We start from the raw sequence: 22,068 nt of genomic DNA on the forward strand, positions 1-22,068 counted from the left end.
CGCGCCTTAGCGCAAAATGTCGGGGCTGGCCAGTGCCTCCCCGTACAGCTTGGCATAAGCATCGACCATCGCCTGTTCGGCATAGTCGCGGACGGCGCGATCGCGGTTGGCGCGCCCCAACCGGGCGCGCAGGTCAGGGTCGGTGGCGAGCGCGCCAAGTGCTGCGGCAAGGCCTGCCTCGTCCGGCACGACGAAAGCGCGATTCTCCGGCGCGACCATATTGATGACGTCGCCCACATCCATCGAAGCGACCGGAACGCCCGCCGCCATCGCCTCGACCAGCGAGATGGGGAATTGTTCGCTGTCCGAGGAAAGCGCGAAAATGTCGAACAGGCCGACGAAGCGCCAGGGCCGGTCCATGAAGCCCGCCATGTGGAGATCGTCGAGGCCGTGGGCTGCGGCTTGCGCCAAGATGGCGTCGCGCTCCGGCCCCTCCCCTACGACCACCAGTTGCAGCCGATCCTTGTGTGCGGCGACCGCGCGGACAAGGCGGGGGATATTCTTGACCGGGCGTAGTCCAGCCAGCGTGCCAACCAGCAGCTTGCCGGGCGAACGGCACAAGCCGGGAATGGCGTCGGGCGCTGGCGGGTCGGCATAGCGGGCGGTGTCGATGCCGTTGCGGATCAGATGGACCTTGGCCGCAGGCTGTTTCCAGACCTGCCGGGCGATGCCCTCCAGCCGGACGGACGGGACGACCAGCGCACTGGCGCGACCGAGGGCAACGCGGCGATAGAGGTTGCGCTGGGGCTTGAGACCGGCGGCTTCATCGGCGTTGAAACCATCTTCATGATGGATGAGCGGCGGCATGGCCGACACTGAGCTGGACACTCTGTGCGCCATCGCAGCGTCCATCGCCCCCCAATTATAGGTCAGAATTAAATCATAATTTTTCAAGAACTTAGCTATATCGCGAAAACGCCCTACCCCCGGACGACCGGCAAACGGGGGTGACAAGGGAAAGTCGACGCGCACTGCCGGGTCGATCGCCGCACGGGCGCCCAGTGCATCCGGCGCAGCGCTGACGATGCTGTGGCGCGCCTTGTCGCCCCAGATGTTCATCAACCGGATGGCGCGTGCTTCCTTGCCGCCCAAAGTGAAGCTGCCATGGACGTGGAGTATGTGCGGCTGACTGTCAGCCATGCAGGACGCGGGCCAGCAACCGGTCGATCGCGGCGATGCTTTCCGGCTCGTCCAGCGCGGGGGCATGGCCGACGCCCGGCACGGTCACCAGTTCCGCCTTTGCGCCGATGTCGGCCACCATACGCTGCGCCGTCTCTGCGCTCAGCAGGTCGGATCGTTCGCCGCGCAGCAACAGCGTCGGAATATCGCGGAAGGCCGCCATGACCGGCCACATATCCACGCCTGCGTCGCTGCCCATGGCGCGGATCGGCTCGGCGATGCGCATGTCATAGTCCAGCACGATCCGGCCCGCGCTGTTCAGGCGATAGAGGCGCTTGGCCATGGCCAGCCATTGTTCCAGGCCATAAGCGGGATAGACGTCGCGATTGCCCTCCTCCAGCGCGCGGGCGGCGTGGACCCAACTGGGGTGCGACTGGTTGACGCCGACATAGGTGCGGATGCGCGCCAGGCCCGCTTCGTCCAGCGCCGGGCCGACATCGTTGAGCAGCGCGCCCGCCAGCCACTCGCGATGGGTCGCGGCGACCAGCATGGTGATGAGTCCGCCCAGCGACGTGCCGACCGCAACGAAACGGGTGATGGCAAGGTCGGCGAGTAACCGGCTGATATCCTGCAAATAGGTGAGCGGCACATAGGTCATCGGGTCTTTGGCCTGGGCGCTTGTCGCGCGCCCCCGCATGTCCGGGCAGATCAGCCGCCAGTCGCCCGCCAGCCGTTCGGCCAGCGGCTCGAAATCACGCGCATTGCGGGTCAGGCCCGGCAGGCACAGCAGTGGCGGGCGGCCATCATGCCCCCCGGCATAGTCCCGGTAATGCAGCCGCAGCCCATCGGGGGACCACCAATATGCGTCGCTATAGTCGACCAAGCTTGATCCTTTAGGTGTCGCTCCCCCATATCGCCTTATGAACCATATCCCGCAAGCCGCCAAATACAGCCCCGCCAGCGAAATCGATGCGCTGATGCCCGACATCGCCGATCCGGTGAGCGCAGCCGACTTCCCCCAGACGATCCTGCGCTTCCGCAACGACCGGGCGGCGGCCACGGTGGGTCTGGACGGGCTGAGCGATGACCAATGGATCGCGCATTTCGGGCGGTTCGCGCCGCTGGAGGGATCGCTGCCACGGCCGCTGGCGCTGAAATATCATGGCCACCAGTTCCGCCATTATAATCCCGACATTGGCGACGGGCGCGGATTCCTGTTCGCGCAACTGCGCGATGATGCGGGCCGCTTGATGGACCTTGGCACCAAGGGGAGCGGCCAGACGCCCTATAGCCGCTTTGGCGACGGGCGGCTGACGCTGAAGGGCGGGGTGCGGGAGATATTGGCGACCGAGATGCTGGAGGCGCTGGGCGTGCCGACGTCCCGCACCTTCTCGATCATCGAGACGGGCGAGGCGCTGGAGCGTAATGACGAACCATCACCCACGCGCGGAGCGGCGATGGTGCGCCTGTCCCATTCGCATATCCGCATCGGTAGCTTCCAGCGGGCGGCCTTTCATGAGGACAAGGCGCTGCTGGAACGACTGACCGACTATGCCCTGACGCGGCTCTATGACGAGGAACCGGGCGACAATCCACCCGCGCAACTGCTGGGCCGGGTGGTCGAACGGACAGCCGATCTGGCGGCCAGCTATATGATCGCGGGGTTCGTCCATGGCGTTCTGAACAGCGACAATATCAACGTGACGGGCGAGAGTTTCGACTATGGCCCGTGGCGCTTCACGCCCTTGTGGGACGCAGGCTTTACCGCCGCCTATTTCGATCATCAGGGCCTCTATGCGTTCGGGCGGCAGGCCGAAGCGATCCATTGGGACGTCGCGCAACTGGCGGTGTCGCTGCGCGCGCTGGTCGAGGCCGAACCGCTGATCGCGCAGCTGGAGCGGTTCCCTGCGCTCTACGCGCAAGCGGTGGCACGGCGCTTTTGCTGGCGACTGGGCGTATTGCCGGGGGACGGCACGAGCGCGATGATAGAGGCGGCGGTGCAGGGCATGGTGACGACCGGGACCGGGATCGACCGGTTTTTCCATGACTGGCGAGGCGGGGTTCAGCGCGAAGGCGTGGAATATAGCGACGCGGCCTGGGGCGCGTTTCGCGCGGCCGTCGCTGGGTTTGAGGCTGTGCCGGGCGCGCGGGACCATGACTATTGGGCGGACGAAGCGCCCTGCTCGATGCATATTGACGAGGTCGAGGCGATCTGGGCGGCGATTGCGGAGGGGGATGACTGGGGGCCGCTGTACGCGAAGGTCGCGGCGGTAAGGCGGATGGGCGCGGCGTATGGGGTAGCCTGATGATGGGTTGGCGATGAACGGACATGTCCCCCCTCCCGCAGGCGGGAGGGGGCTAGGGGGTGGGCTTGCGCAAGGTTGCGTTGGCCCACCCCGCTGCGACTAAATTCGCTCCGCTCATTAAGTCTCGCTGCCCCTCCCGTTTACGGGAGGGGCATGAAAACCGGACCGTCCCCTAACCACCCACCTCCGTCATCCCCGCGAAGGCGGGGACCCATCGTGCATCCCGCGATCCAATTGTGTGACGAGAGATGGGCTCCCGCTTTGGCGGGAATGACGGGTTGAGAAAATTCCCGCTTCATGCCGCCCGCCCCGCCCCCTTCCTTCCTTAACCTTTTTCCGTCATATCAGCGCCATGGCCGCAACCCTGACATCCCATGAACCCGCCACCGGCGTCCTGCTCTGGCAGGGCGAGGCGGGGGATGTGGAGGCGGAGGTTGCGCGGGCGCGGGCGGCGTGGCCGCGCTGGGCGGCGCAGCCCATCGCCTACCGGATCGAGACGCTGCGGCGCTTCGTCAATGTCGTGCGGCGGAACGAGGATGCGCTGGCCGACCTGATCGCGCGCGAAACCGGCAAGCCGCTATGGGACGCCCATGCCGAAGTGGCGGGCGTGATGGCCAAGGTCGATATTTCGGTCGCGGCCTATTCCGAACGCACCGGACAGAAGCGGCTGGAGGCGGCGCTCGGCGCGCGACAATCGGTGCGGCACAAGCCCCATGGCGTGATGGCGGTGCTGGGTCCGTATAATTTCCCTGCCCATCTGCCCAATGGCCATATCGTCCCGGCCCTGCTGGCGGGCAATGCGGTGGTGTTCAAGCCGTCGGAGAAAACGCCTGCGGTGGGCGAGATGCTGGTGAAGCTCTATCATGAGGCTGGCGTGCCGATCGAGGCTATGCGGCTGTTGCTGGGCGGACCGGACGCGGGCAAGGCGCTGGCCGCGCATCCCGATGTCGGCGGCATCTTGTTTACGGGGTCCGCGCAGACCGGCATTGCGATCAACCGGCAATTTGCCGCGCAGCCATCGAAGATATTGGCGCTGGAGATGGGCGGCAACAATCCCATCGTCGTGTGGGATACGCCCGAAATCAACGCCGCCGCCGTGCTGGTGGTGCAGTCGGCCTTCCTGTCGAGCGGGCAGCGCTGCACCGCGGCCAGCCGCCTGATCGTCAAGGAGAGTATCGCCGACGCCTTCATCGCGGAGGTCAAGAAGCTGGCCGACAGGCTGATCGTCGATCATCCCCATGCCGACCCGACCCCCTATATGGGTCCGGTGATCGACAATCCGACCGCTGACGGGCTGACCGAGAGTTTCCTGTGGCTGATGAGCAATGGCGGCAAGCCGATCAAACATATGGTGCGGCCCAAAAAGGGCCTGCCCTTCGTCAGCCCCGCGATCATCGACGTCACCGCCATGACGGAACGGCCCGATGTCGAGCTGTTCGGGCCATTATTGCAGGTGATCCGCGTCGCCGAATTTGGCGATGCGATCGCGGAGGCGAACAATACGCGCTACGGCCTGTCCGCCTCGCTGGTTGGCGGGACGCCCGACCAGTATAACCAGTTCTGGGCCAATGTCCGCGCGGGCGTCATCAACTGGAACCGGCCGACCAATGGCGCATCCTCCTCCGCGCCGTTCGGGGGTGTCGGCATTTCCGGCAATCACCGGCCAAGCGCCTATTATGCCGCCGATTATTGCGCCTATCCGGTCGTGTCGGCGGAAATCGAGCAGCCGCGCGCGTCGATCGGCGTCGGGCTGAAGGACATTGATATCAGCGCGATGGGCGATTGACGCCTGCCCGGACAAGATTTCCTAATCCCCGGCATACCCATTCTGAATTGAACTTCGCCTGCACCTTGTCCACATGGCGAGCATGGCTGACCCTGTATCTGATCCTGTTCAACCCGCTACCGTCCATCTGGTCGGCGCGGGGCCGGGCGACCCGGAATTGCTGACGATCAAGGCGGTGCGGCTGATCCGCGACGCGCGGCTGATCGTCCACGATGGGCTGGTGTCGGACGAGATTCTCGCGCTGGCGTCGCCAGACGCGGAGCTGATCAGCGTCGCCAAGCAACGCAGTCGCCATTCGATGCCGCAGGAGGCGATCAACGCGCTGCTGGTGCGCTTTGCGCTGGCGGGCGAGTCTGTCGTCCGGCTGAAGGGCGGCGATCCGTTCATTTTCGGGCGGGGCGGCGAGGAAATGGAAGCCTGCCGCGCGGCAGGCGTGCCGGTGGAGATCGTGCCGGGCGTCAGCGCGGCGATCGGCAGTGCGGCGCAGGCGCAACTGCCGCTGACCCATCGCGACGCATCGAGCGCGGTGACCTTCGTGGCGGGCCAGTGCAAGGGATTAAGCGATCAGGACTGGTCGGGCTTGGCGGGCAAGGGCCGCACGCTCGTCATCTATATGGGCGTGGCGACGGCGGCGCAGATTGCCGACAAGCTGATTGCCGACGGCGTGTCGCCAGCTTTGCCGGTCGCGGTGCTGGAAAATGGCACGCGGGCCGATATGCGCACGCTGCGCACCCTGCTCGCCGACCTTGGCGACATGGTGGAACGTGAAGCGGTGGTCAGCCCGGCGCTGATCGTCGTGGGTGAAGTGGCGCGCTATGCGCTGGCACAGGACGTGCTGGCGGGGTGGGCGCAAAGACAGGAATATGGGGCGGAGATGCGTTCGTGAAGATATTGACGGGTAATGATCTGGCATCGGGCGACGTCATCTGGTGGGCGGGCGATGGCTGGTCGCGGCAGGTGGGCGATGCGGCCGATGTCGGCACGCATGGCGACGATCTGGCGCGCGCCGAAGAAGCCGCGCTGCGGGTCGTCGGCGCCTATGTGATCGACGCGACCCTTGGCGAGGATGGCGTGCGCCCGGCCCATATCAAGGACCGCATCCGCGCCTTCGGCCCGACCGTGCGCCCCGACCTAGTCGAACAACCAACCGAAGCCGACATCGGCAAGTGGGTGATCTGAACCATGTATCGTTATGACAGCTATGACCAGGCCATCGTCGACGCCCGCGTCGAGGAATTTCGCGACCAGACCCAGCGCCGCCTGACCGGCGCGCTGACCGAGGACCAGTTCAAGCCGCTGCGGCTGATGAACGGCCTCTATCTCCAGCTGCACGCCTATATGCTGCGCGTCGCGATTCCTTACGGGACGCTGTCGGGCAAGCAGATGCGCAAGCTGGGCGAGATTGCGGGCAAATATGATAAGGGCTATGGCCACTTCACCACGCGCCAGAACCTCCAATATAACTGGATCAAGCTGGCCGATGCGCCCGATATCCTGGCCGAACTGGCCACGGTCGAGATGCACGCCATCCAGACCAGCGGTAATTGCATCCGTAATATCTCGTCCGACCAATATGCCGGTGTCAGCGCCGACGAGGTAGCGGACCCGCGCCCCTGGGCCGAATTGCTGCGCCAATGGTCGAGCTTCCACCCGGAATTCACCTATCTGCCGCGCAAGTTCAAGATTGCGGTGATCGCGTCCGACGATGATCGCGCGGCGATGCGGCTGCATGACATTGGTTTGAAACTGGTCGAGCGGGACGGTGTAGTTGGCGCGGAAGTCTATGCCGGTGGCGGCATGGGGCGCACGCCTATGGTTGCGCCGCTTATCAGGGACTTCGTGGCCGAAGATGAGATTATTTCGTATCTGGAAGCCTGCCTGCGCGTCTATAATCGCTATGGTCGCCGCGACAATAAATATAAGGCGCGGATCAAGATCCTGGTCCATGAAATCGGCGTCGAAGAATATAAGCGGCAGGTCGAGGAAGAGTTTGCGCATATGCGTGAACTGGGGCTCAATCCGCCGGTCGAGGAACTGGCCCGCATTCGCGCCTTCTTCGCCGCGCCCGCCTATGAGAGCGGCCTGAGCGACGAGATTGACCGCAGCAACCCGGCCTTCGCTTTGTGGGTCGACCGGCAGGTCGCGGCCCACAAGGCACCCGGCTATGCGATCGTCAATATCAGCCTGAAACCGATTGACGGCATCCCCGGCGACGCATCGGCGGAACAGATTGGTCTGGTCGCGGACCTGGCCGAAGCCTATTCGTTCGATGAACTGCGCGTCACCCATGCGCAGAATCTGGTGCTGCCCCATGTGAAGAAGGCGGACCTTTACGCCATCTGGCAGAAGCTGGTCGCGGCGGGTCTGGCGGAGGCCAATCTGGACCTCATCACCGACATCATCGCCTGCCCTGGCCTCGACTATTGTGCGCTCGCCAATGCACGGTCGATTCCGCTGGCGCAGAAGATCGCGGCACGCTTTGCCGCGGCAGAGCGGCAGGCGGAGATTGGCGAACTGAAGCTCAAAATTTCGGGCTGTATCAACGCCTGCGGCCATCATCATGCCGGGCATATCGGCATTTTGGGCGTGGACCGGCGCGGCGTGGAAAATTTCCAGCTGCTGCTCGGCGGATCGGGCGCGGAAGATGCCTCGCTGGGCCAGATCACCGGGCCGGGCTTTTCCGAAGATGGCGTGGTCGATGCGATTGAGAAGGTCACCGACATTTACCTCGCCGAGCGGGAGAGCGGCGAACGCTTCCTCGACACCTATCGCCGCATCGGCATGAAGCCCTTCAAGGAGGCGATCTATGGTTGAATTGTCGTCTCACAACAAAATCTATGTCGTTTCCGCTCAGGCGGAAACTCATCTCCCAACCTTGCGTCGGTCGATAGCGTGGGAGATGGATTCCCGCCTTCGCGGGAATGACGATGGTGTTGGCATGGAGCGGTTTTAAGATGGTTGAATTTCTCTCCTTCCGCGACGGCGAGTCCACGCAGGAACCCGCCGTGACGGTCGAATCCTTCACCGGCCAGTCCAATGCCACCGCCGTCCGCATCGAACCGGGCGAGGATGCCCGCGAATTGCTGCCCCATCTCGATCGCATCTCGCTGATCGAGGTCAATTTCCCCGGTTTTGGCGACGGGCGCGGCTATTCGGCGGCGCGGATCGTGCGGGAAGCGGGCTATACCGGCGAATTGCGCGCGGTGGGCGACGTGCTGGTCGATCAGATCGTGGCCATGCGCCGCTGCGGCTTTGACAGCTTCCATCCCGCCAAGGCGCTGGACGATGCCGCCGTCGATCGCGCGCTCAATCGTTATACGCAAGTCTATCAAAAGACGATCGACGGCCGCGCGCCCATTTGGGCCAAGCGGCACCCGGAGACACAAAATGGCTGAAGCCGCCCGCACGCTCGACATCATCGACGCCCGCCCCGCCTTTACGCAGGGTGACGCGGACGCGCTCAACGCGCGGTTTGACGGTGTCGGCACGCTGGACATGCTCAAGACTGTCTTTGCCGAAGGGCTGGCGGGGAATGTCGCGGTCGTATCCTCCTTCGGCACCGAAAGCGCAGTGTTGCTGCATCTGGTGGCGCAGGCGGACCCGACCGTGCCGGTGATCTTCGTCGATACGCTCAAGATGTTCGCCGAAACCCTGACCTATCGCGACACGCTGATCGACGCTTTCGGCTTTACCGACAGCCGCACCGTGACGCCGATCGCCGAGGTGATCGCCAAGAAGGACGAGACCGGCCTTCGCTGGTCCTATGATCCCGATGGCTGCTGCGACATCCGCAAGGTCGAGCCGTTGAAGCGCGCCAAGGATGGCCTCGACGCCTGGATTTCCGGGCGCAAGGCGTTCCAGTCGGTCACGCGGCAGAACCTGCCCCGTTTCGAGGTCGAGGACGGGCGGCTCAAGATCAATCCGCTGGGCGACTGGACCAAGGATGATCTGGAGGCCTATTTCGCGCAACACGCCCTGCCCCGCCACCCTCTGGAAGCCCAGGGCTATCTGTCGATCGGCTGCGAACCCTGCACGTCCAAGGTGCAGCCGGGCGAGGACCCGCGCGCGGGCCGCTGGCGCGGCTGGGACAAGGTGGAATGCGGCATCCACTCGCCCGTCACGCCCATACCGGTGGTGGACCCCGAAGATCCTGCAAACATGCCGGTATTCTGACAAATTATCGTCGGACGGTGAAGCCCAGGGTGAAGGCAGCCGGTTGGCCGCGGCCCGGCGGGCGCGCGGCCAGCAGGTCGATGTCCATCCGGCCACGATCGAATGTCCAGCGCACGCCGCCCTGAACGCCAATCGACCGGTCATGACGGCCATAGGTTTCCGCCATCAGAGTGATCCGGTCGGTCGCGCTATATAGTATCTGTGCGCCGTAGAGCAGATGCGCACGCTCACCACGTACAATGCCCATGCCCATATTGACGTTCACGCTCACCCGATTGATCGGCGTCAGCGTGAACGGCACGAACAAGGATGCACTGTCCAACTGCCCCGACCGCGCATCGACCAGCACAGAACCGGCCAGCGCGATCCCCACACGCTCCCCCGGCGCGCCGCCGCCGCTGCGCACCGCCCATTTCAGTGCCGGTCCGACCAGCCATTGCCCCTTGCCCGATTGGCCCAGCCGCTGGATCGTCGCGCCCAGTTCCAGTGTCGGTACAGTAGCAGGAGTGCAAGCGGGACCAAAGTTCAGCAGGCTTTGCCCGCGTCCCAGATCGCTGGTCCAGCTTTCCAGATGGCAATCGCCGGGCGTTTCGACACCGGCATCATCGACCGCATGAGCGCCGCCGCCAGCCATCAGCCGCGCGGGCAGCAGGATCAGGCAGGCGACAAGCGTGGTGCGCGCGACCGCGCGTCGCGTGAGGATTTTCCGCATGACATGCCCCCTCGTGCCTGACTCAGAGCCAGCCGCGCTTGCGGAAATAGACGAAGGGCAGCACCGACGAGATGATCATCAGCACAATCGCGAACGGATAGCCCAAATGCCAGCGCAGTTCGGGCATATAGTCGAAATTCATGCCGTAGATCGACGCGATCAGTGTCGGCGGCAGGAAGGCGACGGCCGCGACCGTGAAAATCTTGATGATCTGGTTCTGCTCCAGATTGATCAGCCCCAGCGTCGCATCCAGCAGGAAATTGACCTTGCTCGACAGAAAGGACGCATGATCGGTCAACGCCTGCACGTCGCGTTGCAGCGTCTTGATCCGGTCGCGCAGGTCGCGGTCGGCGCGGGGGCTGCGCGCGCTCCAATAGGATAGCAGCCGTGCCAGCCCGACCAGCGATTCGCGCAATTTGGTCAGCAGGTCGCCCTCCCGGCCAATGCGCCCCAGCACCGCTTCCAGATCACGCGATTCCGCGCCGCCACCGGGGCCACCCGCCGCCTTGTGCGCGAACACCTCGCGTGAGACGGCGTCGCACTGACCGGCATTGCGTTCCAATATGTCGGCGAGGCGATCGACAATCGCTTCCATCAGGTCGAGCATCAGCGTTTCTGCCGTCGTCGCGCCATTGCTGCGCAGACGGCGGGCGATGACCAGATCAAAGGGCCGGGATTCGACATGCCGAACCGTGATCAGGCTCGCAGCGCCCAGGATGAAGGTTACGGGCGCAAGGACCGGCGCTTCACCGTCCGGCCCCGATACGACGGGAACGGTCATGAAGCGCGCGCCATCCTCCTCATAGAGGCGGGCGGACGGTTCGATTTCCTCCATTTCCTGCAATGTCGGAATGTCGATGCCCAGAAGCGCGGAAACCTGCGCTGCATCGGCCGCCTCCGGCCGGACCATATCAGCCCACAGGATGGGCGGATGCGCGACATCGCGATCCATATGCGTGAGATCGAGGGCGATGAGGCGGTCAGCCTCACGCGCAAAAGCGGTGAACATAGATTATCTCCTGAATATCGATGAGCCGACAGCTTCAGGAGGGATGACGGGGATAACCCCTTAGCGACCCACTGACGCTATCGGACGGCTAGATCGACTTCTACTGTCGGGGTCCATGGGGTTTGTCCTTGAAAGGGTCGCGCGAGACTCGGCCCGGCGAGGTGGATATGGGTCGATCGACAGCGCCTGTCAATTCGCTCCGGCAGCGTGTTTGACGATTTAATCGACCAGGAATTGGTAATAATATTACATTCATATGCCAAACGCCGCATTGTCCCTGCTCATTCATAGGCCCCCCTAAGAATCGCGGTGCATCATCCCCATATGCCGTTCTCGGCATATGGCCGGGGCGGCCTCGCTTCGACCTGAACCCCCTATGCCGGTCGAACCTGTCGCTTCGATGATTTTCCAAAAGGCTGGAAACACCTGCACCGCATCGGTCACCCGACCAATGCGCGCCTGATGGAGTGTGCCCCGCATGATCGCCTATCTCATCCTCGTCCACCGCTTCCCCGAACAGTTCAAGCGGATGTTCCGCGCCATCTATGTGCCGGGCAATCATTATCTGATCCATGTCGATCATCGGTCGGGTGCCACGATGCAGGCAGATGTTGCCGCATTCCTGAAACCCTATGCCAATGTCGCAATGCTGCCCTCGCGCAAGATGTTGTGGGGCGGATATAGTCTGGTCGATGCCGAACTGCGCGGCATGGCCAAATTGCTGGAGATGGGCACGGACTGGCGCTATTTCATCAACTTGAGCGGGCAGGATTTCCCGCTGAAATCGCAGGCTTACATTGCCGACTATCTGGCACAGCATGACGGCACCGAGTTCATCCGCGCCGTCCCGCAACAGGCGATCCGCCCCGACACGATGAACCGGCTGAGCCATTATTTCATCGAAGCGTTCAACCGCATCGTGCGCACTGGCATCCCGCGCCGCCGCATGGCCGGGATCACCCCCTATATCGGCACGCAGTGGAAGGCGGTCACCCGCGATTTCTGCGCCTTTGTCTGCCGCGACCCCGCCGCGCTGAAATTCAAGAATTTCTACCGCCGCACGCTGATTGCTGACGAAGGCTTTTTCCAGACCGTGATGATGAACGCCTTTGCCCCCGCCAAACAGGTCAATGACGATCTGCGCACGATCGACTGGATACCCGATGGCGACATCAAGCTGCGCCCCCGGACGTTCGTGACGCGCGATGCGCTGCGGCTGACGCTCAGCCCGGATCTGTTCGCGCGCAAATTCGATGCACAGGAGGACAGCCATATCCTCGACTTGCTGGAGGCGCATCTGCTGACGCCCGCCGCCATGGTGCTGCCGAAGCAGGCCGAACCGCACGTAACAATATTACAAGCCTCTGGACGGATCGCATCAGCGGCTTAAGAGTCTCCCTTATTCAAAGATAAGGGAGTCCCTGCCATGGACCGTCGTGATTTTCTGCTGTCCTCCGGCGCCGCTGCCATCGCCGTCGCTGCCCCCCGCGCCTTCGCGCAGGGTAGCGACGATGCGCGGCTGTCAGCGGCGTTCACCGCCATTTTCGAGCGGCAACTGGACCTCTCGCCCAGCTTCGTCACCAGCCTTGGTCTGGACAAGGGCGCGCGGGCCGGGGCCAAGAGCCAGCTGGACGACAATAGCAAGTCGGCGATGATGAAGCGGCTGGCCGCAACGCAGGCGGCGATCAAGGAACTGGAGGGATTCACGTCCGCCAGCCTGTCCGCTCCACAGCGGCTGAACCTTGACGTCATTCTCTATTCGCTTGGGCAGCAGACGGTCGCCCCGGCGACTTTCGGCCTGAACAGCGCAGTGCGCCCCTATCGTATCTTCCAGCAGGGCGGCAGCTATTTTTCGACGCCCGATTTCCTGAACACCGCCCACACCATCAATGCAGCCGCCGATGGCGACGCCTATCTGGCGCGGCTGGAGGCGTTCGCGCGCAACCTGCGCACCGACAGCGCGATGCAGCGGGACGAGGCGGCGCGCGGCTATCTGGCGCCGGGCTGGTCGCTCGACCTGACGCTGGGGCAGATGAAGAAGCTGCGCGATCAGCCTGCCGCCAGCAGCAGCCTGGTCCAGTCGCTGGTCAAGCGCGCGGCGGCCAAGGGTATAGCGGGTGACTGGCAGGGACCGGCGGCGGCGATTGTCGAGAAAAGCATCTACCCAGCGCTCGACGCGCAGATCGCGATGATCGAGGGGCTGCGCAGCAAGACGGCGGCGGGCGATGGCATATGGCGCACCCCACGCGGCGAGGAGATTTACGCCGCCGCGCTCAAGAGCGCGACCACGACCGACCTGTCGGCGGCGGACATCCACGCGATGGGGGTGGAGCAAGTCGCCGATATCAGCGCGCAACTCGACACGATCCTGCAAGGGGCAGGCTATACAAAGGGGACGATCGGCGAACGTCTGGCGGCGCTGAACGCCGATCCGTCGCAAGTCTATCCCGACACGGCGCAGGGGCGCGCCGACCTGATCGCCGCGCTCAATGCCGAAGCCAAGCTGATGCAGGCGAAATTGCCGCAGGCCTTTGCGACCATCCCCGACACCCCGCTGGAAATCCGCGCGGTGCCGGTGGAGATTCAGGATGGCGCGTCGAACGGCTATTATAATCGCGCGGCGCTGGACGGGTCGCGCCCGGCGATCTTCTTCATCAATTTGAAGGCGATTGGCGACTGGCCCAAATATACGCTGCCCGCATTGAACTATCATGAAGGGGTGCCGGGGCATCACCTCCAGATTTCGACCGCGCAGACGGCGGGCGACATTCCGATGCTACGCAAGACCGCCTTCATGAGCGCCTATAGCGAAGGCTGGGCGCTCTATGCCGAGCAATTGTCGGACGAGCTGAAAGGCTATGCCACCCCGCTCGACCGAGCGGGATATCTCCAGTCCTTCCTGTTCCGCGCGGCGCGGCTGGTGGTCGATACCGGCATTCACTCAAAGCAATGGAGCCGTGAGAAGGCCACCGCTTATATGGTTGAAAAGACAGGTTTCACTCAGGCGCGCTGCCAGCGTGAAGTGGAGCGTTACTGCACCCAGCCGGGCCAGGCGACCAGCTACAAGGTCGGCCATGGCGTATGGAGCAAGGCGCGCGCCGCAGCCCAAGCCGCGATGGGCGATCGCTTCGATATCAAGCAGTTCCACGCCATTCTTGAGGAAGGCGCGATGCCGCTATCGATGCTGGAAGCGCGGGTCGCGGCGCGGGCGAAGATGGGCGTTTAAAACGCCGTTCGGGCTGAGCCTGTCGAAGCCTTGTCCTTCTCTTCAAGAAGAACGGCCCTTCGACAAGCTCAGGGCGAACGGTTTAAAAACGTTTGCCGAGTTGCTTACTCGTAATCCAGATCCTGATAGCTGTCGTCCGCCACATCGGAGAAGCGGGTGATGCGGGCGTCGAATTTCATGCGGATGCGGCCGGTGGAGCCGTGACGCTGTTTGGCGACGATGACTTCGGCGAGGCCATAGATGCGGTCCATATTTTCGCGCCAGATGGCATAGGCCGCTTCATCCTCGACCTTGGGTTCCTTGGCCGCTTCATAATAATCCTCGCGGAACACGAACCAGACCATGTCCGCGTCCTGCTCGATCGAGCCGGATTCGCGGAGATCCGATAGCTGGGGCCGTTTGTCCTCCCGCTGTTCGACCGCGCGGCTGAGCTGCGACAGGGCCAGCACTGGCACATGAAGTTCCTTCGCCAAGGTCTTGAGACCACGGGAAATTTCCGAAATCTCATTGACGCGATTCTCGTTGCCGCGACCCGTCCCTTGCAGCAGCTGGAGATAGTCGACGACGATGAAGCCGACATCATGGCGGCGCTTCAACCGGCGCGCGCGGGTGCGCAGCGCCGCGATGGTCAGGCCCGGCGTATCGTCGATGAACAGGGGTAGTTCCTGCAACTCGCGCGCGGCGCGGGACAGGTTCTGGAAATCGGCGCGGCTAATCTTGCCCATGCGCAGCGCTTCGCCGCTGATCCCCGATTGTTCGGCCAGCACGCGGGTCGCCAGCTGATCGGCCGACATTTCCAGGCTGAAGAAGGCGGTCTTGGCCCCCATATTCTTTTCCGGCGGGATGCCATCGGCATTGTCACGCAGCCAACGGGACGCGGCATTATAGGCGATGTTCGTGGCCAGCGAGGTCTTGCCCATGCCCGGACGGCCCGCCAGGATCATCAAGTCGGAATTGTGCAGACCACCGATCTTGGCGTTCAGGCTGTTGATACCGGTGGTGATCCCCGACACATGCCCGCCGCTGTTGAGCGCGCGTTCCGCAACCTGCACCGCGGCGGTGGAGGCGGTGAGGAAGCTCTTGACCGATCCGCTTTCCCCCTCCCCTTCGGACACTTTGTAGAGCGCGACTTCGGCCGCCTCTATCTGTTCGCGGGGATTGACATCCTCGCTCGTATCCATCGCATTTTCAACCAGTTCCCGGCCAACACTCACAAGCTGTCGCAGCAAAGCGAGATCGTAAATCTGCGACGCGAAGTCCCGCGCGCCGATCAGCGCCGCGCCATTGCCGGTCAGTTGCGCCAGATAGCCGGCACCGCCCAATTCCTTGAGCGCAGGGTCCTGATCCAGCATCGGCTTTAGCGTCACCGGATTGGCGACCATGTCGCGGTCCAGCAACTTCATGATCGCGTCATAGATGCGGCCATGCATCGGCTCGAAAAAATGCTCCGCCTTGATCTTGAGCTGGACATCCTCCGCCAGCCGGTTGTCGATCATCAGCGCGCCGAGCAGCGCGGCTTCCGCCTCCACATTGCGAGGGAGTTCAGGCGCGCCGGTTTCGGCGGCGGGATTCATTTTCACCAGTTCGACCATGGCTCTCTAATCCTCCGCCCGCCGCCTGCGCGCAAGGGCCAAGGTCGAAACGACGCATCGACGTTGTGGATAACTCCCGCTTGCATTTCGCGGGCCGCCGCCGCACTGAGGCTGATCGCAATATGGCCGACCCGCGCATCATAGACATCAAGCTCGACGAGCGGACGATCCTGTGGCGCAATGCCGACGTCGAACAGGAACGGCGCATCGCGATCTTCGACCTGCTGGAGGATAATATGTTCGCGCCGCAGCGCGTTCATGCCGACGGCTATGCCGGCCCCTACAAGGTCGTGCTGCGGGTCGAGGACGGGCGGCTGGTGATAGAGATTAACCGCGAGGATGACAGCGCGCTTGAAGCCATCATCCTGGGGCTGGGCCGGTTTCGCCGACCGATCCGCGAATATTTCGCCATTTGCGACAGCTATTATCAGGCGATCAGCAATGCCTCGCCCGCCCAGATCGAGACGGTCGACATGGCCCGGCGCGGCATTCACAATGACGCGGCGGAAATGCTGCGCGAGCGGCTGGAGGGCAAGATCGCGGTCGATTTCGACACCGCCCGCCGCCTGTTCACGCTGATCTGCGTGTTGCATATCAAGGGGTAAGGACAATCGGGCGGCTGACTTTGGGGGGATTGCTGGTCCGCGTCGGACTGGCGCTGGCGCTGATCGCAGTGCTGGCGCTGGCGCTGTTCCTCTATGCCCGCAACTGGGCGCCGGACCGGGGCGACTATCCGGTGCAGGGGCTGAGCGTCAGTTCCGACAATGGGCCGATCGACTGGGGGACGCTGGCAGCGCAGGGGGCGGACTTCGCCTATATCCGCGCGGCCAAGGGGGCGGACTGGCGCGACCCCGCTTTCGCCGCCAACTGGCGCGGGGTGCGTAGCGCGGGCATGCGTTATGGCGCGATGCTGGAATTCAGCCTGTGCCGCTTGGCCAGCGATCAGGCGACCCGTTTCATGACCACCGTGCCGCGCGACAATGCCGCCCTGCCCCCGGTCATCCGGCTGGCCTTCGACCCGGCCTGCACCGCGCGACCGGGCCGCGACCTGTTGCTGTCGGAACTGAACACGCTGGTCAATCTGGTCGAAAGCCATGCTGGCAAGACGGTGCTGCTCAACGTGACCGAGGATTTCGACAAGCGTTATGATGTCGGCTCCGGCATCAACCGGACCTTATGGCTGGACGGCAATTTCTTCCCCCCCGATTATGCGACGCGGCGCTGGGTGATGTGGACAGCCAGCGACATGCGGCATATCGACGGGATCGACGGTCCGGTCAGATGGGATGTGGTGGCGCCATGACGCGCGAGGCAGAGATTGCAGAACTGGTGACGGCGGCGCGCACGGCGATGGCCAATGCTCATGCGCCCTATAGCCGCTTTGCCGTAGGCGCGGCGGTGCGGCTGACCGATGGCAGCATCGTGACCGGCTGCAATTTCGAGAATGCGAGTTACGGCCTGTCGCTCTGTGCAGAAACGGTCGCGCTGGCGACCGTCAATGCGCAGGGACGCTTCGCCGATGTCGCCGCCATCGCCGTGGTCGGCGGCGCGATGGACGGCGCTGGCACGGCGATCGTCACCCCCTGCGGCCGCTGCCGCCAGGTCATGAACGAAGCCGAACAGATGGCCGGACGTCCGCTGGCCATCTATTGCGCCACGCCCGACGGCGCGCAGATTGTCGAACATACAGTCGCAGCATTGCTGCCCCATGCCTTTGGTCCGGCGGACCTGGGCATCACTCCTGTCAGGAAGAACTGAACATCCCATGTCGATATTGTCGGATAAGTGGATTCGCGAACAGGCGCTGACCAACGCCATGATCGAGCCGTTCGTGGAGAGCCAGCGGCGCGACGGCTGTATCAGCTACGGCCTGTCCTCCTATGGCTATGATGCGCGGGTCGCCGACGAGTTCAAGATTTTCACCAATATTGACAGTACCATCGTCGATCCCAAAAATTTCGACACCAACAGCTTTGTCGATCGCAAGACCGACTGCTGCATCATCCCGCCCAACAGCTTCGCGCTGGCGCGCACGGTCGAATATTTCCGGGTGCCGCGCGACGTGCTGGTCATCTGCCTCGGCAAATCGACCTATGCCCGCTGCGGCATCATCGTCAATGTGACCCCGCTGGAGCCGGGCTGGGAGGGGCATGTGACGCTGGAATTTTCCAACACCACACCGCTGCCTGCCAAAATCTATGCCAATGAAGGCGCGTGCCAGTTCCTGTTCCTGAAAGGAAATGAGCCGTGCGAGGTCAGCTATGCCGACCGGGCGGGGAAATATATGGGGCAACAGGGCGTGACGTTGCCGCGCCTGTGACGACGTGCCAGACTGTGGCCCATGAAATGGTTGCGGACATGGTTGGCGCGGGGGCTGGCACGCGGGACGCCGACTGAGGCATCGCCCCCGCCGAGTGTGGGCGACCGCCGCGTCTATGCGATTGGCGATGTGCATGGCCGCGCCAACCTGCTCGACGCCCTGCTGATACTGATCGCGCGCGATGATGCCGAGCGGGGTGCGATGCCCCCGCACATCGTCCTGCTGGGCGATCTGGTCGATCGCGGTCCATCCTCGCGGCAGGTGATCGACCGGGTGATGGCCATGGTCGCATCGGGCGGCGATGTGCGCTGCCTGAAGGGCAATCATGAGGAAATTTTCGTCCTGGCGGCACGGGGCGAAGTGCGGGCGGTGCCGGTCTTTCGCCGGATGGAGGGCGCCGCCACGCTGGCCAGTTACGGACTGGACCCGATCTTGTTTCATGTCATGACCGATGAAGAGATTGTGACATGGATGCTCAACCATGTGCCGCGCGACCATGTCGATTTTCTGGACGCCCTGCCCGATCAGGTCGAAATGGACGATTATCTGTTCGTCCATGCCGGGATCCGGCCGGGGGTGCCGATAGAGGCGCAAAATGGCGCTGACCTGCGCTGGATCAGGCGCGAATTTCTGGATCATGGCGGCGCGCATCCCAGGATGATCGTGCATGGCCACAGCATCACGGATGATGTGGATTTGCAGCCCAACCGGATCGGCATCGACACCGGCGCCTATTATTCGGGGCGACTGACCGCGATTGGCCTGCAAGGCACGGATCGCTGGTTTCTCCAGACCAACGACTGAGTTGTTTTTCCTTTATCTTTTGCGTTGCAGCATCGCCAAATAGCGCCTGCATCAGTCATAAGCTGTTGAGAAACATTCCATGGTTATGGCCCAAGGAAAAGCATAGCGGATTGCTACCTTTGCTTCGTTTCAAGGGGACAGAGCGGCCCAGATGCTGCCATCCAGGGGAACAGATCATGCGTGCTATTCATGCGTTAACCGGGCTTTGCCTGGCGTCTTGCCTTGTGCCTTCTTCCCAAGCTTTCGCAGCTGCAAAACAGGATTTGGCGCTGAGCCAGCGTCATAAGTTCGACATTCATGTCCAGCCGCTCAGCAGCGCGCTGCGCCAGCTTTCGACCCAGTCGGGCGTGCGCATCCTGTTCCCCTATGATGAGGTGGCGGCGATCCGCAGCCGCCGGATTCAGGGCTGGCTCTCAACCCAGGACGCGCTGGCGCGGCTGCTGGCGGGTACTGACCTGAAGATGGAACAGGCCGGTGTCGGCGTCATCGCGCTTGCCGCCCCCGCCAACCGCAGCGTCGCGCGACGCAGCCCCCTTGCGCTCCAGTTCGCGCAGGCGAGCGTCGCAGGCAGCGCCGCTCCGGCCGCCCTCGCCCCGGCCGCCGAACCGATCGAGGATTCAACGCCGATCATCGTCACCGGTACGCGCGCGACCAACCGCACTGTCGCCGAAAGCCTTGCGCCTATCGACGTATTGGGGGCCAAGGATCTGGAATCCAGCGGCAAGCAGTCGGTCCGCGATCTGCTCGGCACGCTGGTCCCGTCGATCAACGTGTCGAACAACGGCGCGGGTGCCAGTTGGGCGGTGCGCACCCTGTCGCTACGCGGCCTTGGCGGTGACCAATTGCTGGTACTGGTGAACGGCAAGCGGCGGCATAATTCGGCCACGCTGTTCATCAACGGATCAGTCCAGAACGGCCAGTCGCCGCCGGACCTGGACCTCATCCCCGGTAATGCGATCCAGCGGATCGAAGTGCTGCGCGACGGCGCATCGGCGCAATATGGGTCGGACGCGATTGCGGGCGTGGTCAACATCATCCTGAAGAACGACACGGCTGGGGGCGCGGCACTGACGCTGGGCAGCACGGCGGACAATGGCGGCGAACAAGGCCGTTGGCAGGTCGACAAGGGTTTCGCGATCGGCCCGGATGGTGGCTATTTCCATCTTGCGGCCGACGGTGTGTTGCAGGCCGGAACGCTGGTTAAAGGATCTCCGATCACCGGCGCCTATTATCCCACAGGCGATCCGCGAAACAACGATCCTGATCTGGACCGGTATCGCGGCAAGGCTGGCCAGCCCGAAGTCATCGGCGGCAATGTCAGCTACGACGCCATGCTGCCAGTGGGTGGCAGCGTGGAAGCTTACAGCTTCGGCACATATTCAAAGCGCCACGCCGCTGGCTGGCTGACCTATCGCACACCAGCCGCGCTCAACAATATCATCGAAATCTATCCCGAAGGCTATATCCCGCGCATCCATGTCTATGATGAGGATTTCCAATATGCGCTCGGCCTGCGCGGCGAAATTGGCGGAGGCGTGCATTTCGACCTTAGCTCCACCTATTCGCAGAATGAGGTCAAATATAAACAGACCACATCGCTTAATCCTTCGATGGGTACGGCGAGTCCGACGAACTTCTATCTGGGCAAGATCCGGTTTGACGAATGGACCAACAATCTGGATTTCAACAAGGAATTGGAGATCGGCCTGGCCGGACCGTTATCCGTTGCTGTAGGTGCAGAATATAAGAAAAATAAATTCATGATCGGGGCTGGCGATCCTGAATCCTATATCGACGGCCAATATGTATCGCCGCCTGGTGCCTGGCTTGCAGGACGGCAACGCACTGGTGTCGGCGCGCAAGGCGTGACGGGTTTCGTTCCGGAAGGCACTGGGAGTTGGAGCCGCAGCAACTGGAGCGCCTATATCAACCTGGAAGGCAAGATCGTCGAGGGGCTGGAATTCGGCCTTGCCGGGCGGCATGAGGACTATACCGATTTTGGCACCACGGACACCGGCAAGGCGTCGCTCCGCATCGAACCGATGCGCGGCTTTGCCATCCGCGGCACGGCCAGCACCGGTTTTCGCGCACCGACCTTGCAGCAGCAGCATTATGCGTCATCCTCCACCATCGGCGTGGTCCAGAATGGCGTCAGCGTACTGTTGCCGGTGCAGGCGTTGCCAGTCGAGGGCGCGGCGGCCAAGGCACTGGGCGCAGTGCCGCTCAAGCCTGAAAAGTCCGTCAACTTTTCCGCCGGTATCGTGCTGACACCCGCGCCGAACCTGAACATCACGGTCGATGCCTATCAGATCAAGATCAAGGACCGTATCCTGCTGAGCGAGACGCTGAGCGGTCCGGTCGTCATCAACGCGCTGGAAGCGGCCGGCATTTACGGGATTGCCGGTGGACTGCTCTTCTCCAACGCCGCCGACACGCGGACACGCGGCCTCGACATCGTCGGCACCTATCGCGCGGGGCTGGGCGACATGGGTCTAGCAACGATCAGTCTTTCGGCAAATTTCAACAAGACCATCTTCACCCATATCGACCCTGTCCCCGGACCGATCGCCGCATCGGGCCTCGCCCTGATCGGCCGAACCAAGCAGGGAGACCTGACTGAGGGCACACCACGCAACAAATTCATCGCCAACGTCCTGTGGGAAAAGGACGATTTCAATATGAACCTGCGCGCGACGCGTTTCGGCAAGATCGTCCAGCGCGCAAACGCCACGGCATTCCACACCGCCGACTTTACGGCTTGCGCAGTCAATGTCGTGAGCCCTGTCTGCTTCCGCGACTTTGTGGACGAAAAACTGAAGCCGAAGGTCATCGTTGATCTCGAAATCGGCTATAAATTGACCAAGGGCGTCAAGTTGTCGGTCGGCGCAAACAACTTGCTCAACACTTATCCCAACAAACTGAAACCGGTAAGCCAGTTCGTCGGCTTTCTCTATAACACCTATGCGCCCTACGGCATAAGCGGGGGCTTCTACTATGGCCGCCTGAACCTGGAGTTCTGAG

20 protein-coding genes are annotated in these 22,068 nt (G+C 63.1%); 15 read left to right on the top strand and 5 right to left on the bottom strand.

Annotated elements, in window-relative coordinates; all coding sequences use genetic code 11:
* Positions 1–6 precede the first annotated feature (6 nt).
* Together ACODR8_RS08710 and ACODR8_RS08715 are read right to left on the bottom strand one after the other, a co-directional pair.
* Positions 7–1,140, bottom strand: a complete 1,134-nt coding sequence (locus ACODR8_RS08710) for a glycosyltransferase (RefSeq protein WP_489006879.1) — start codon at positions 1,138–1,140, stop codon at positions 7–9.
* On the bottom strand, positions 1,133–2,002 hold the full coding sequence (locus tag ACODR8_RS08715) for an alpha/beta fold hydrolase (protein ID WP_489006880.1): 870 nt from the start codon (positions 2,000–2,002) through the stop codon (positions 1,133–1,135). The genes ACODR8_RS08710 and ACODR8_RS08715 overlap by 8 nt, the downstream gene beginning before the upstream one ends.
* A 37-nt stretch (positions 2,003–2,039) precedes the next feature.
* On the opposite strand from ACODR8_RS08715, the gene ACODR8_RS08720 reads away from it, so the two are divergent.
* From ACODR8_RS08720 to ACODR8_RS08750, 7 genes are all read left to right on the top strand, one after another.
* Positions 2,040–3,425: a protein adenylyltransferase SelO family protein gene (locus tag ACODR8_RS08720; RefSeq protein ID WP_489006881.1), complete on the top strand. Its 1,386-nt coding sequence runs from the start codon at positions 2,040–2,042 to the stop codon at positions 3,423–3,425.
* A 352-nt stretch (positions 3,426–3,777) separates the two neighbouring features.
* The gene (gene astD / locus ACODR8_RS08725; protein WP_489006882.1) at positions 3,778–5,211 is read left to right on the top strand and encodes a succinylglutamate-semialdehyde dehydrogenase; all 1,434 of its coding nucleotides are present in this window, start codon (positions 3,778–3,780) and stop codon (positions 5,209–5,211) included.
* Positions 5,212–5,284: 73 nt separating this feature from the next.
* On the top strand, positions 5,285–6,097 hold the full coding sequence (gene cobA, locus ACODR8_RS08730; protein WP_489006883.1) for a uroporphyrinogen-III C-methyltransferase: 813 nt from the start codon (positions 5,285–5,287) through the stop codon (positions 6,095–6,097).
* Positions 6,094–6,390, top strand: a complete 297-nt coding sequence (locus ACODR8_RS08735) for a DUF2849 domain-containing protein (protein WP_489006884.1) — start codon at positions 6,094–6,096, stop codon at positions 6,388–6,390. The genes cobA and ACODR8_RS08735 overlap by 4 nt, the downstream gene beginning before the upstream one ends.
* A 3-nt stretch (positions 6,391–6,393) precedes the next feature.
* Complete coding sequence (locus tag ACODR8_RS08740; protein WP_489006885.1) at positions 6,394–8,025, top strand: nitrite/sulfite reductase; 1,632 nt, start codon at positions 6,394–6,396, stop codon at positions 8,023–8,025.
* A gap of 140 nt (positions 8,026–8,165) precedes the next feature.
* Entirely contained in the window at positions 8,166–8,606 is a 441-nt protein-coding gene (locus ACODR8_RS08745; protein ID WP_489006886.1) for a DUF934 domain-containing protein, read from the top strand.
* A complete protein-coding gene (locus ACODR8_RS08750) occupies positions 8,599–9,384 on the top strand; it encodes a phosphoadenylyl-sulfate reductase (protein WP_489006887.1) in 786 nt (261 codons plus the stop codon). Before ACODR8_RS08745 ends, ACODR8_RS08750 begins: the two co-directional genes overlap by 8 nt.
* 4 nt (positions 9,385–9,388) lie before the next feature.
* Here the strand turns inward: ACODR8_RS08750 and ACODR8_RS08755 are convergent, their stop codons facing one another.
* Both ACODR8_RS08755 and ACODR8_RS08760 read right to left on the bottom strand, forming a co-directional pair.
* Positions 9,389–10,096 carry a hypothetical protein gene (locus ACODR8_RS08755; RefSeq protein WP_489006888.1) on the bottom strand — a complete coding sequence of 236 codons (708 nt, stop codon included), beginning with the start codon at positions 10,094–10,096 and terminating at the stop codon, positions 9,389–9,391.
* Between the two features lie 22 nt (positions 10,097–10,118).
* Positions 10,119–11,105 (bottom strand): magnesium transporter CorA family protein, encoded by a 987-nt coding sequence (locus ACODR8_RS08760; RefSeq protein ID WP_489006889.1) that lies wholly within the window; start codon positions 11,103–11,105, stop codon positions 10,119–10,121.
* 478 nt (positions 11,106–11,583) lie between these two features.
* Here ACODR8_RS08760 and ACODR8_RS08765 point away from each other — a divergent pair, with 478 nt between their 5' ends.
* Together ACODR8_RS08765 and ACODR8_RS08770 are read left to right on the top strand one after the other, a co-directional pair.
* The gene (locus tag ACODR8_RS08765) at positions 11,584–12,495 is read left to right on the top strand and encodes a beta-1,6-N-acetylglucosaminyltransferase (RefSeq protein WP_489006890.1); all 912 of its coding nucleotides are present in this window, start codon (positions 11,584–11,586) and stop codon (positions 12,493–12,495) included.
* Between the two features lie 36 nt (positions 12,496–12,531).
* The gene (locus ACODR8_RS08770; RefSeq protein ID WP_489006891.1) at positions 12,532–14,331 is read left to right on the top strand and encodes a DUF885 domain-containing protein; all 1,800 of its coding nucleotides are present in this window, start codon (positions 12,532–12,534) and stop codon (positions 14,329–14,331) included.
* Positions 14,332–14,435: 104 nt separating this feature from the next.
* Here the strand turns inward: ACODR8_RS08770 and ACODR8_RS08775 are convergent, their stop codons facing one another.
* The gene (locus ACODR8_RS08775) at positions 14,436–15,923 is read right to left on the bottom strand and encodes a replicative DNA helicase (protein ID WP_489006892.1); all 1,488 of its coding nucleotides are present in this window, start codon (positions 15,921–15,923) and stop codon (positions 14,436–14,438) included.
* Between the two features lie 122 nt (positions 15,924–16,045).
* Between ACODR8_RS08775 and ACODR8_RS08780 the strand changes: the two genes are divergently transcribed.
* From ACODR8_RS08780 to ACODR8_RS08805, 6 genes are all read left to right on the top strand, one after another.
* Positions 16,046–16,528: a UPF0262 family protein gene (locus ACODR8_RS08780; protein WP_037488349.1), complete on the top strand. Its 483-nt coding sequence runs from the start codon at positions 16,046–16,048 to the stop codon at positions 16,526–16,528.
* A 29-nt stretch (positions 16,529–16,557) separates the two neighbouring features.
* Positions 16,558–17,226, top strand: a complete 669-nt coding sequence (locus ACODR8_RS08785; RefSeq protein ID WP_489006958.1) for a GH25 family lysozyme — start codon at positions 16,558–16,560, stop codon at positions 17,224–17,226.
* Positions 17,223–17,681 (top strand): cytidine deaminase, encoded by a 459-nt coding sequence (locus ACODR8_RS08790; protein WP_489006893.1) that lies wholly within the window; start codon positions 17,223–17,225, stop codon positions 17,679–17,681. Before ACODR8_RS08785 ends, ACODR8_RS08790 begins: the two co-directional genes overlap by 4 nt.
* Positions 17,682–17,688: 7 nt before the next feature.
* On the top strand, positions 17,689–18,243 hold the full coding sequence (dcd, locus tag ACODR8_RS08795) for a dCTP deaminase (protein ID WP_489006894.1): 555 nt from the start codon (positions 17,689–17,691) through the stop codon (positions 18,241–18,243).
* Between the two features lie 21 nt (positions 18,244–18,264).
* On the top strand, positions 18,265–19,047 hold the full coding sequence (locus ACODR8_RS08800; protein WP_489006895.1) for a metallophosphoesterase: 783 nt from the start codon (positions 18,265–18,267) through the stop codon (positions 19,045–19,047).
* Between the two features lie 263 nt (positions 19,048–19,310).
* The gene (locus tag ACODR8_RS08805; RefSeq protein WP_489006896.1) at positions 19,311–22,067 is read left to right on the top strand and encodes a TonB-dependent receptor plug domain-containing protein; all 2,757 of its coding nucleotides are present in this window, start codon (positions 19,311–19,313) and stop codon (positions 22,065–22,067) included.
* The last annotated feature ends 1 nt before the right edge of the window (position 22,068 follow it).

It is taken from the genome of Sphingobium sp. FG58 (assembly GCF_057809055.1).

What these genes read in the sequence shown, in the direction of transcription:
- ACODR8_RS08710 (WP_489006879.1), bottom strand. Translation starts at nt 1,140, where the DNA reads ATGGCTGACAGTCAGCCGCACATACTCCACGTCCATGGCAGCTTCACT.
- ACODR8_RS08720 (WP_489006881.1), top strand. Translation starts at nt 2,040, where the DNA reads ATGAACCATATCCCGCAAGCCGCCAAATACAGCCCCGCCAGCGAAATC.
- astD (WP_489006882.1), top strand. Translation starts at nt 3,778, where the DNA reads ATGGCCGCAACCCTGACATCCCATGAACCCGCCACCGGCGTCCTGCTC.
- cobA (WP_489006883.1), top strand. Translation starts at nt 5,285, where the DNA reads ATGGCGAGCATGGCTGACCCTGTATCTGATCCTGTTCAACCCGCTACC.
- ACODR8_RS08740 (WP_489006885.1), top strand. Translation starts at nt 6,394, where the DNA reads ATGTATCGTTATGACAGCTATGACCAGGCCATCGTCGACGCCCGCGTC.
- ACODR8_RS08745 (WP_489006886.1), top strand. Translation starts at nt 8,166, where the DNA reads ATGGTTGAATTTCTCTCCTTCCGCGACGGCGAGTCCACGCAGGAACCC.
- ACODR8_RS08750 (WP_489006887.1), top strand. Translation starts at nt 8,599, where the DNA reads ATGGCTGAAGCCGCCCGCACGCTCGACATCATCGACGCCCGCCCCGCC.
- ACODR8_RS08755 (WP_489006888.1), bottom strand. Translation starts at nt 10,096, where the DNA reads ATGCGGAAAATCCTCACGCGACGCGCGGTCGCGCGCACCACGCTTGTC.
- ACODR8_RS08760 (WP_489006889.1), bottom strand. Translation starts at nt 11,105, where the DNA reads ATGTTCACCGCTTTTGCGCGTGAGGCTGACCGCCTCATCGCCCTCGAT.
- ACODR8_RS08765 (WP_489006890.1), top strand. Translation starts at nt 11,584, where the DNA reads ATGATCGCCTATCTCATCCTCGTCCACCGCTTCCCCGAACAGTTCAAG.
- ACODR8_RS08770 (WP_489006891.1), top strand. Translation starts at nt 12,532, where the DNA reads ATGGACCGTCGTGATTTTCTGCTGTCCTCCGGCGCCGCTGCCATCGCC.
- ACODR8_RS08775 (WP_489006892.1), bottom strand. Translation starts at nt 15,923, where the DNA reads ATGGTCGAACTGGTGAAAATGAATCCCGCCGCCGAAACCGGCGCGCCT.
- ACODR8_RS08780 (WP_037488349.1), top strand. Translation starts at nt 16,046, where the DNA reads ATGGCCGACCCGCGCATCATAGACATCAAGCTCGACGAGCGGACGATC.
- ACODR8_RS08790 (WP_489006893.1), top strand. Translation starts at nt 17,223, where the DNA reads ATGACGCGCGAGGCAGAGATTGCAGAACTGGTGACGGCGGCGCGCACG.
- dcd (WP_489006894.1), top strand. Translation starts at nt 17,689, where the DNA reads ATGTCGATATTGTCGGATAAGTGGATTCGCGAACAGGCGCTGACCAAC.
- ACODR8_RS08800 (WP_489006895.1), top strand. Translation starts at nt 18,265, where the DNA reads ATGAAATGGTTGCGGACATGGTTGGCGCGGGGGCTGGCACGCGGGACG.